Origin of the sequence: Kineococcus glutinatus (assembly GCF_039542765.1) — a bacterium.
GTDB classification, from domain to species: Bacteria; Actinomycetota; Actinomycetes; order Actinomycetales; family Kineococcaceae; genus Kineococcus_A; species Kineococcus_A glutinatus.
The window spans coordinates 1-2791 of sequence record NZ_BAABIL010000553.1; the positions used below are offsets into that span (position 1 = coordinate 1).

General features: G+C 77.7%; 3 protein-coding genes. 1 reads left to right on the forward strand and 2 read right to left on the reverse strand.

Annotated elements, in window-relative coordinates:
• Positions 1–31: 31 nt before the first annotated feature.
• A complete protein-coding gene (locus ABEB16_RS18030; protein WP_345713598.1) occupies positions 32–286 on the reverse strand; it encodes a DUF2530 domain-containing protein in 255 nt (84 codons plus the stop codon).
• A 75-nt stretch (positions 287–361) separates the two neighbouring features.
• Between ABEB16_RS18030 and ABEB16_RS18035 the strand changes: the two genes are divergently transcribed.
• Positions 362–1129: an SDR family NAD(P)-dependent oxidoreductase gene (locus ABEB16_RS18035; RefSeq protein ID WP_345713599.1), complete on the forward strand. Its 768-nt coding sequence runs from the start codon at positions 362–364 to the stop codon at positions 1127–1129.
• Positions 1130–1157: 28 nt separating this feature from the next.
• Here the strand turns inward: ABEB16_RS18035 and ABEB16_RS18040 are convergent.
• Positions 1158–2791 (reverse strand): putative bifunctional diguanylate cyclase/phosphodiesterase (locus tag ABEB16_RS18040; RefSeq protein ID WP_345713600.1); only part of this gene is annotated, 1634 nt, incomplete at its 5' end.

Here is a 2791-nt window from a genome sequence, read left to right on the forward strand (position 1 = left end):
AGCGCGCGGGCGTGCGGGTCCGGCGTGCGGCTCAGCCGCGCTCGCCCGGCCGCTCCCGCCGGTCCCGCCGGGACAGGTACCCGAGCGCGAGGAGGCCGAGCAGCACGCCGGCGACGCAGGCCCCGACGGCGCGGCCGTCGCCACCGGGGCGCACCGAGGGCGCGGCGAGCACGACGACGAGCAGCACGAGCCACACCACGGTGCCCACGAGGACGGCGCGGCGGTCGTCGGTGTGCAGCGGCTCCGGCGGGGGCTCGGCCTCCCCGGGCCGCAGGACGAGGCGCACCCGCCCAGGGTAGGCGCCGCCACCGGCGGGGCACCCCGGCGACGGGGGCGCGCTCCCGTCTGGTCGGATGTGGCCATGGCGGACGCGAGCGTGGGCACGGGTCGGGGTGCGGGCGGGGGCCGGGTGGCGGTCGTGACGGGCGCCAGCAGCGGGATCGGCGCCGCCACCGTGCGGGCGCTGGCCGCGGCGGGCTTCCGCACGGTGGCGGCGGCCCGGCGGGTGGAGCGCTGCGAGGAGCTGGCCGCGGAGGTCGGTGGGCGGGCCGTGCAGCTCGACGTGACCGACGAGGACTCGGTGGCCGCCCTGGCCGAGGCGGTGCCGGACGCCGCCGTCGTCGTGCACAGCGCGGGCGGGGCGCTGGGCACCGACCGGGTGGCGGACCTGGACCCCGACGGCTGGCGCCGGATGTACGAGACGAACGTGCTCGGGGTGGCGCGCGTGCACCGGGCGCTGCTGCCCGCGATGCGCCGCAGCGGCGACGGGCACGTCGTCGTGCTGGGGTCGATCGCCGGGTTCGAGGTCTACCCCGGCGGGGGCGGCTACACCGCCGTCAAGCACGGGGTGCACGCCCTGTGCCGCACGCTGCGCCTGGAGCTGCTCGGGGAGCCGGTGCGGGTCACGGAGATCGCGCCGGGCATGGTGGAGACGGAGTTCTCCCTCGTCCGCCTCGGTGGCGACGCGCAGGCGGCCGCGAAGGTGTACGAGGGGCTGACGCCGCTGTCGGCCGCGGACGTCGCCGACGTGATCGCCTTCGCCGTGACGCGCCCGCCGCACGTGGACATCGACCACCTCGTCGTGCGGCCGGTGGCGCAGGCCGACGCCGCCCACGTGCACCGGCGCTGACCCGGCGCCGCCCGGGCGCCGGGCCGGCTCAGCGCTCGGGCAGCAGCTCGGCGGCCGGGACGGGCCGGCCGAACAACCAGCCCTGCGCGCGGTCGCAGCCCATCCGCAGCAGCCGGTGCGCCTGCAGCTCCGTCTCCACGCCCTCGGCCGTCACGACCATGCCGTGGGCGTGGGCCAGCGCGATGAGGGCCTCTACGACGGCGTCGGCGCGCGCGGAGGTGCCCAGCGGCGTCACGAACGAGCGGTCGATCTTCAGGAAGCCCAGCGGGAAGCGGTCCAGGTAGGCCAGCGAGGAGTAGCCGGTCCCGAAGTCGTCCAGCCCGATGCTCGCGCCGACGCTGCGCAGCTCCTGCAGGCTGGCGCGGGTGGGCGGGGACAGGTCGATGAGGGTCCGCTCGGTGATCTCGGCGAGCAGGCCGGCGCCCAGCGCGCCGTGGCGCTGCACGCTGGAGGCGAGGCGGTGCGCGAACGCCGGGTGCTCCAGGGTGCGGCCGGAGACGTTGAACGCGACCTGCAGCCGCTCGCCGCGCCCGTGCCAGCGCGCCAGCTGGCGCAGGGCGGCCTGCAGCACCCAGGAGTCGACGTCGACGATGAGGCCGGTCTCCTCGGCGGTGTCGACGAACGCCGCCGGCTCCAGCAGGCCCGCCACGTCGTCGTGCAGGCGCACGAGGCACTCGGCGGCGACGGTGCGGCGCTCGCGCAGGTCGACGACGGGCTGCCACAGCAGCCGCAGCCCGTCCTCGCGCAGCGCCCGGCGCAGCCGCGTCTCGGAGTCGTGCCGGGCGCGGGCCTCGTCGCGCATGGCGCTGTCGTAGACGGCGCAGCGGTCGCGGCCGAGGTCCTTGGCGCGGTAGAGGGCCGTGTCGGCGGAGCGGAACAGCTCGTCGGCGCTGCCGGAGGAGGCGACGGCGACCCCGACGCTGGCGGTGCAGACGAGCGGTTCGGGGGTGCCGGGCAGCTGGTGGGGGGCGCGCAGCACCCGCGCGACGTTGCGGGCCAGCGCGAGGGCGGACTCGGGGCGCTCGACGTCGGGCACGCACAGGACGAACTCGTCGCCGCCGAGGCGGGCGAGGGTGGAACCGGGGGGCGCGGTGGTGCGCAGCCGCTCGGCCACCTGCCGCAGCAGCGCGTCCCCGACCTGGTGGCCGAGGGTGTCGTTGACGAGCTTGAAGCGGTCCAGGTCCAGCAGCAGCAGCAGGACGTTGCGGCGCGGCCCGGCGCCGGCCAGGGCGGCGGCGAGGCGGGCGTCGAGCAGGGCGCGGTTGGGCAGCCCGGTGAGGCCGTCGCTGTGGACGAGGCGGACGAGGTCGCTGGCTCGCCGCTCGTCGCCGGAGGCGTCCAGGGCCATGCCGCGGCGGGGGCCGCAGCCGTCGTCGCCGCCGTCGAGGCCCTGGCCGGTGTCGCTCCAGCCGAGCAGGGTGCGCACCCGCCCGCCGGGGGTGGTGACGCGGAAGTGGTAGGTGACGGCGGCGCTGGTGCGCCTGGTCCCGGTGAAGGGCCCGCGGTCGTCGACGTGGACGGCGGCGCAGAAGTCGGCGACGGGCAGCTCGGCGGTGCCGGCGGGCAGGCCGAGCAGCTCGCGCATGGCGGCGTCGAGGCGGACGCGGTGCTCCAGCTCCTCGGCCTCCTCGAGGAGTTCGCGGTTGCGGGCGAAGAACTCGT

Excerpts from the sequence above, each read along its gene's own strand:
- ABEB16_RS18035 (WP_345713599.1), top strand. The coding sequence starts at position 362 with ATGGCGGACGCGAGCGTGGGCACGGGTCGGGGTGCGGGCGGGGGCCGG.